Annotated in this window: 6 protein-coding genes; all 6 read right to left on the reverse strand. The window is 71.9% G+C overall.

From position 1 onward, the window contains the following. Positions 1–38: 38 nt before the first annotated feature. On the reverse strand, positions 39–758 hold the full coding sequence (locus tag VEA98_RS05550) for a DUF2459 domain-containing protein (protein ID WP_324811557.1): 720 nt from the start codon (positions 756–758) through the stop codon (positions 39–41). Beyond that, positions 755–1,426: a hypothetical protein gene (locus tag VEA98_RS05555; RefSeq protein ID WP_324811559.1), complete on the reverse strand. Its 672-nt coding sequence runs from the start codon at positions 1,424–1,426 to the stop codon at positions 755–757. Before VEA98_RS05555 ends, VEA98_RS05550 begins: the two co-directional genes overlap by 4 nt. A 39-nt stretch (positions 1,427–1,465) precedes the next feature. Beyond that, positions 1,466–1,978, reverse strand: a complete 513-nt coding sequence (locus VEA98_RS05560; RefSeq protein ID WP_324811561.1) for a hypothetical protein — start codon at positions 1,976–1,978, stop codon at positions 1,466–1,468. Between the two features lie 58 nt (positions 1,979–2,036). Beyond that, the gene (infB, locus tag VEA98_RS05565) at positions 2,037–5,030 is read right to left on the reverse strand and encodes a translation initiation factor IF-2 (protein ID WP_324811563.1); all 2,994 of its coding nucleotides are present in this window, start codon (positions 5,028–5,030) and stop codon (positions 2,037–2,039) included. 78 nt (positions 5,031–5,108) lie between these two features. Further along, positions 5,109–5,777 carry an RNA-binding protein gene (locus VEA98_RS05570; protein ID WP_324811565.1) on the reverse strand — a complete coding sequence of 223 codons (669 nt, stop codon included), beginning with the start codon at positions 5,775–5,777 and terminating at the stop codon, positions 5,109–5,111. 18 nt (positions 5,778–5,795) lie between these two features. Then, positions 5,796–7,465 (reverse strand): transcription termination factor NusA (gene nusA, locus VEA98_RS05575; RefSeq protein ID WP_324811567.1); only part of this gene is annotated, 1,670 nt, incomplete at its 5' end.

Raw genomic sequence — 7,465 nt, forward strand, 5'->3', positions numbered from 1 at the left:
GGGTTCGGACCCGGCACGGGCAAGCGAAGCCCGGCGGTCTAGGCGCGTGGGGCGGCGGTGTCCAGTTCGGCCCGGTCGATGGCGGCCAGCAGCTCGGACGAGACGATGGAGCGGAACGGGCGCACCGGCAGGCCCGCGGCATGGAGCACGCCCGCCGTCCAGTGATTGCACAGGTGGGCGATCGAGAAGGTCTCCCGGCTGGCGAAGAAGCGGGCGTCATCCCCGGTCCGGGCGGCGGCGATGCGGGGTCCTCCCGACGACAGGTCGAGCGACGCCTCGACGTGGGCGGCCATGGCCTCGAAGCCGGCGGGGGTCAGGCGGAAGCTGCGGCGGCCGTCCTCCGCGAACAGGGCGCGCGGATCGCGCTGGGCCGGGTCGAGCATGATCACCGAGGGATTGCCCGGCCGGAAGAAGGCCCGCAGCCCGTCCGGCAGGCGGCCCTCCATCGGGCTCTGGTCGACGTAGAACTTGGCGTCGCCCCAGCCGATCAGGATCCAGTCGCCGGGCGGCAGGGCTCGCACCGCCCCCGCCAGCGGTCCCGGCCGGGCCTCCAGCACCGCGCGCGGAACCGCCAGATCGGTGTGGAAGCCGTTGTCGAGGAGGTGCAGTTCGATCCCCGGCGCTCCCGGGCCGGCGCGCCACAGGGCCGGATCGCCCGGCGTGGTCCAGCTGCACAGCGCCGCGATCACGCCGACGAGGGCGGCGGCGGCGATCGGGCCGAGCCCGGTGCGCGTCCTCTGTCGTTTCGGCCGTTTCATCGGGCGGTGAAGCTCCACACGCCGCACAGCGCCGACGGCGGCGTGTCCGGCCCGATCGTGGGGGTGCGGAACAGCATCAGGTCGACGCGCGATCCGCGATGCAGCAGGGCCGCCGCATGCGCCGGCTCGCCGCCGCACAGGCTGATCGGCGCCGCGGCCCGGCCCCGGACGGGGGCGACCACCTCGCGCAGCTCGATCTGGGCGTCGGCAGGGGCGTTCAGCCGCGCGGCGAAGGTCTGGCCCGGGGTGAAGGCGTCGCGGCCGAAGGCGATGCGCAGCGGCCGGGTGCGCAGGCGCTCGCCGGTCTCGAAGCGCAGTTCGGCGGCGACGAAGGTCAGGGAGCCGGCGGCTTCGCGCGTCGCCACGTCGGCGGGGCCGTACTCACCGCTGAGCACGGCGTCCGATCCGCGCCGGGCGGCGACCGGCCGGCTCTCGCCCCGGGCCGCGGCCTTGACCCCCTCGAAGGCGTCGGCGGTCGCCGCGGGCAGACGCCCGGCCCAGGCGACAATCCGGTCGGCGGCCGGCGCGGCCTCGTGGCGTATCGCCTCCCAGGCGGCCACGGTCTGGCGCTGCTCGATGGCCAGCAGGAACAGCACCAGGCAGACGAACGACAGCGCGCCGGCGAGGCGTTTCAGCGCGGTCTGTGAACGGGCCGTCGCGGCAGTCATGGCCGCAACCCTAGCGAGGGTCGGCGGCGAGGTGAACGCCTATCCCCCCACAGGGGCGCCGGAGTCGTCGAGCGGCTGGGCGGGCGGCATCAACCACTCGCCGCGCCACGAATAGGACAGCTGGACGCAGTGGCGGTAGGCCCCGTCCGGCCAGCGTCCGACGGCCTGCAGGGTCAGCGGCCGCCCCAGCCGGACCTGTCCCGCGACCAGCCAGACGTCGTCCGAGCCCGGGCACAGGGCGCGCGACAGGCCGCGGCCGTCGCCGTCCGGCGAGACGTGGTAGATGGCGCTTTCCGTCGCCCCCGCCGGCAGGGCGCGGCGCACCGCGTCCGGGCCGCCGCGGCGGATGTCGGCCGCGCCGCGCTGCGAGGTGGAGATGATCCGCCGCACGCTGATGGCGCCGAACAGGCCCCGGTCCGCCTCCAGCGTCACGCCGCGGGTCAGCGCCTGGGTGACCCGATCGGCGGCGTCAAACGCAAGGTAGCGGGTCTCGGCCGCGGCCGGTCCGGCGACGGAGACCAGGGCGAGAACGGGGATCAGGATGCGGCGCATGGGGCGTTGATCCGTGAAGGATAAGGCGAAACGGCGGCGCGGGCGCGCCGCCGTTCTCCTAGTCCAGCGTGCGCTTGATCTCTTCGACCGTGAAGCACTCGATGAAGTCGCCGGCCTTGATGTCCTGGAAGCCCTGGAAATGCATGCCGCATTCCTGGCCCGACGGGACCTCGTTGACCTCGTCCTTGAAGCGCTTGAGCGTCGTGAGGGTGCCCAGCTCCAGCACCACCACGTCGTCGCGGATGATGCGGACCTTGGCGCCCTTGCGGACCACGCCCTCGGCGACCCGGCAACCGGCGATCTTGCCGGTCTTGGAGATGTCGAAGACCTGCAGCACCTGGGCGTTGCCCAGGAAGGTTTCGCGTTGCAGCGGCGCCAGCATGCCCGAGAGCACGCCCTTCATGTCGTCGAGCAGGTCGTAGATGATCGCGTAGTAGCGGATCTCCACCCCCTCGCGCTCGGCCAGGTCGCGGGCCTGTTTCGAGGCGCGGACGTTGAAGCCGAGGATCGGCGCCCCGGCCGACTTGGCCAGCTGCACGTCGCTCTCGGTGATGCCGCCGGCGCCCGACATGACGGTGCGCGCGCGGACCTCCTCGTTGCCCATCTTGTCGAGCGAGCCGACGATGGCCTCGGCCGATCCCTGCACGTCGGCCTTGATGACCACGGGCAGTTCCGAGACCTTCTTGGACTGCAGCTTCGACATCATGTCGACCAGCGAGACCTGGTTGACGCCGCCGGTGGCCTTCTCGCGCTTCACGCGGGCGCGGTACTCGGTCAGCTCGCGGGCGCGGGCCTCGCTCTCGACCACGGCGTAGGGCTCGCCCGGAGACGGCGCCTCGTCGAGGCCGAGGATCTCGACCGGAACCGACGGACCGGCCTCGGTCAGCTGGGCGTTGCGCTCGTCGAGCAGGGCGCGGACCTTGCCCCAGGCCGAGCCGGCCACGACGATGTCGCCGCGCTTCAGGGTGCCGCGCTTGACCAGCACGGTGGCGACCGGGCCGCGGCCCTTGTCCAGCTTGGCCTCGATGACCACGCCTTCCGAGGTGCGTTCCGGATCGGCCTTCAGGTCCATGACCTCGGCCTGCAGCAGGATGGCGTCGATCAGACCGTTGAGGTTGGTGCGCTCCTTGGCGGAGACCTCGATGATCTGGGTGTCGCCGCCCAGGCTTTCGGCGATGACCTCGTACTGCAGCAGCTCGTTGACGACCTTCTGCGGATTGGCGTCCGGCTTGTCGACCTTGTTGACCGCCACGATGATCGGGGCGTTGGCCGCCTTGGCGTGCTGGATGGCCTCGATGGTCTGCGGCATGACGCCGTCGTCGGCGGCCACGACCAGCACCACGATGTCCGTCACATTGGCGCCGCGCGCGCGCATGGCGCTGAACGCCGCGTGGCCCGGCGTGTCGAGGAAGGTGACGCGGTCGCCGCTTTCCAGACGCACCTGATAGGCGCCGATGTGCTGGGTGATGCCGCCGGCCTCGCCCGCCGCCACGTCCGTGGTGCGCAGCGCGTCGAGCAGCGAGGTCTTGCCGTGGTCGACGTGTCCCATGATGGCCACCACCGGCGCGCGCGGCGTGGTCGCCTCGTCGTCGACGGCGTCGGACAGGAAGCCGGTCTCGATGTCGGACTCCGAGACGCGCTTGACGGCCATGCCGAACTCGTCGGCGACCAGTTCGGCCGTGTCGGTGTCGATGACGTCGTTGATCTTCATCATCAGGCCCTGACGCATCAGGAATTTGATGATGTCGACGCCGCGCACGGCCATCCTGTTGGACAGTTCCTGCACGGTGATGACGTCGGGGATGACCACCTCGCGCGGACGGTTCGGCGCGTCGGTCGAGCCGCCCTTGCGCTTTTCCTTCTCGCGTTCGCGGGCCCGGCGCACCGAGGCGAGCGAGCGCATCCGTTCGGCGGCGTCCTCGTCGCCGCCGGCCACGGCCTGGATGGTCAGACGGCCTTCACGGCGCTTGGGTTCGCCGCGGGTGCGGCTGACGGCCTTGCCCGGACCGGCGTCCGAGAAGCGCTTGTCGCGATCCTCCTCGGCCTTCGACCCCGCGGGGCGGCCGAAGCCGGCGCGGACGGGACGGGCGACGTCGGGCGTCGCGGGCGGGGCGTTCGGAGCCTGACGGCCGCCGGGGCCGGTGCGCGCGCCGCCGGGACGGGCAGCGCCGGGAGCCGGACGCGGATTGAGGGCCGAATAGCGGACCGGCTCGGCCGGACGGGCGGCGCCGCCCTGCGGGCGGCCGGCGGCCTGCGGACGTTCGGCGTAGTTGCGTTCGCCGCCGCCCATGGCGGCTTCGCGGGCCGAGCGGCCGCCGAAGGCGGGACGCTCCGCCGCGGCGCGGCCGGGGGCCTGCGGCTTGGGCGCGCGCTGGCCGAAATTGACCACCGGGCGCGCCGGCGGAGCCGGACGGGCCGGAGGCGCGGCGGCCTCGGTCGGCGCGGGCGCCGGCGTCGGAGCGGGTGTCGGCTCGGGCGCGGGCGCAGCCGGCTTGGCGGCGGCCTTCGCCGGCGCCTTGGCGGGAGCGGCGGCGGTCAGCTTGGCGGCTTCGGCGCGGGCGGCTTCGGCGGCGGCGCGGGCCGCGGCGGCCTCGGCCTGGGCGGCGTTGGCGGCCTTGTCGGCGGCGGCGGCCTGCTCGCGGGCGGCGGCGTCTCGGCGGGCGCGTTCCTCGGCGGCGGCGCGTTCGCGCTCGGCCTGCTGGCGGGTGGCCAGTTCGATGGCGCGACGGCGCGCCTCCTGCTCGGACGCGGACAGGCCGCCGGCTTCGCGGGAGGGGGCGGCCGGACGCGGGGCGGCGGGCGCCTCGGTCTTCGGACGCGCGACGTCGAAGCCCTGCGGGCGCTGATGCCCGGGGACTGCGCCGACGCGGCGCTTGGTCTCGACCACCACGGTCTTGGTGCGGCCGTGGCTGAAGCTCTGGCGCACGGTGCCGGTCGAAACCGATCCCGCCTGCCGGGGCTTCAGGCTCAGCGGCGCGCGCGGTCCCGTCTGGGACGGAGTCCCGGTCGGGGTCTGCGGGCCGTCGTTGGTCTTGTCGTTCTCGTCAGTCATCCGGTCGCTTTACTCGGGAGGGCGGGAGATCCGTCCTCGTCTCGTTCAAACACAAAAAGTCGCGCGGCGCCCTGCCCCCTAGGGAGCAGAACCCCGCCCGCTCAAATCCTTGTCCGGGTCCTCAGCCGGCCTCTCGCCCCACTCCGGGGGCAGAAGCGGTCGAAATCCCGCCAGTCGTTCGACCTCGAAGGTCCAGCGATCGGCCCGCCCGCCCTCAAGCAGGACGGCGTGTATCGCATTTTCCAGCCCGAGGGCCAAACTCAAATCGTCCGCCGTGAAGGCGCCGCAGACTTTCGGGGGCGGTTGCTGGTGTTTCGCCAGGGAAAGCAGCTTGCCCCGTCCGTCGGCCGACCCGTCGGCGGCCTCGACGATCCATGCGGCCTTGCCGGAACGGATCGCGGCGGCCGCCTTTTCGAAGCCAGAGATAAGCACGCCCTCGCGCCGGGCAAGCCCCAGCTGGTCCAGACAGCGCCGGAACAGCAGGCTTTCGACCAGTCCGGACAGGTCGGCGGCGGGCTTCAGGGGGGCTTTGGCCGCGCGCGAGAACAGGTTCTTCTTCACCGCCGCCTCGACCGAGGCGCGGTCGGCCGCGACCCACAGGCCGCGGCCCGGCAGCTTGCGCGCCAGGTCGGGAGCGACCGAGCCGTCCGGAGCGGCGACGAAGCGGATCAGGCGAGATTCGTCCATGACCTGGTGCGTCACCAGGTCCCGGCGTTCCCTATCGATCGTCGCTTCGCGCAGACTCATGGAGGGCCCGGTCTCCCATCACGCGTTTTCGGGCTGATCGGAGTCCTCGGCGAGGACCTCGTCTTCGTCGCCCAGGTCTTCGTCAGCCTGCGGCGCCTCCTCGCCCTCGGCGGGCGCGAAGACGGCGTCGGCGTCGTATTCGCCCTCGTCCTCGTATTCCGGCTCCGGCTCGGGCTGCGGCAGTTCCGAGGCGTCGATCCAGCCGGCCGCGACGCGGGCCTGCAGGATCAGCATCTCGGCCTCTTCCTGGGCCAGGTTGAAGCTCTCGAGCACGCCCGGGACCTTGACCCGTTCGCCGTTCTTGACCTCGTAGCCGCCGCGGATTTCGTCGGTGGCCAGATCGGCCAGGTCCTCGACGGTCTTCACCCCGCCTTCGCCGAGGGCGACGGCGATCTGCAGGCTGACGCCCGGAACTTCGAGCACGCCGTCCTCGACGCCCAGCTCCTTGCGCCTGGCGTCGAGAATGGCCGCCTGGCGGTCGAGGAAGTCGCGCGCGCGGGCCTGCAGCTCTTCAGCCGTATCCTCGTCGAAGCCTTCGATGTCGGAGATTTCATAGGGCTCGACGAAGGCCAGGTCCTCGACCGTGGCGAAGCCTTCGGTGACCAGCAGCTGGGCGATGACCTCGTCGACGTCCAGGGCTTCCTGGAACAGGGCGGTGCGCTCGGTGAACTCGCGCTGGCGACGCTCCGAGTCCTGCGACTCGGTGATGATGTCGATCTGCCAGCCGGTCAGCTGCGAGGCGAGACGGACGTTCTGGCCGCGGCGGCCGATGGCCAGCGACAGCTGTTCGTCCGGCACCACCACCTCGACCCGGTCCGCTTCTTCATCGAGCACGACCTTGGACACTTCAGCGGGCGCCAGGGCGTTGACGATGAAGGTCGGCTCGTCGCTGTTCCACTGGATGATGTCGATCTTCTCGCCCTGCAGTTCGGCGACCACCGCCTGCACGCGCGAGCCGCGCATGCCGACGCAGGCGCCGACGGGGTCGATCGACGAGTCGTTGGAGACGACCGCCATTTTGGCGCGGCTGCCCGGGTCGCGGGCGACGGCGCGGATTTCGATGACGCCGTCGTACACCTCCGGCACTTCCTGGGCGAACAGCTTGGCCATGAAGCCGCCGTGGGCGCGGCTCAGCATGATCTGCGGGCCTTTGGTCTCGCGCCGGACGTCGTAGATGTAGGCGCGCACGCGGTCGCCGATGTTGAACTGCTCGCGCGGGATCGACTGATCGCGCCGCATGATGCCTTCGCCGCGGCCGAGGTCGACGATGACGTTGCCGTATTCGACGCGCTTGGCCACGCCGTTGACGATCTCGCCGACCCGGTCCTTGAACTCCTCGTACTGACGCTCGCGCTCGGCTTCCCGGACCTTTCCCGTGACCACCTGGCGGGCCATCTGAGTCTGCACCCGGCCGAACTCGAACGGCGGCAGGACCTCCTCGTAGGTCGTGCCGATCTCGGCGGAGGGATCGCTGGCCTTGGCGTCGGAGAGCCGGCGCATGGCGTAGTCGTTGAAGACCTCGGTCGGCTCTTCACCCTCTGGGACCTCTGCGGTTCCGTAGTCGTCCGGGACGACGGTGACGATCCGCTTGATCGTGGTCTCGCCGGTCTTCGGGTCGATGTGCACGCGGATGTCGTGCTCGGCGCCGTAGCGCGTGCGGGCCGCCTTCTGCACGGCCTCCTCGATCG

The organism is Brevundimonas sp., assembly GCF_035627055.1.
Lineage (GTDB): Bacteria > Pseudomonadota > Alphaproteobacteria > Caulobacterales > Caulobacteraceae > Brevundimonas.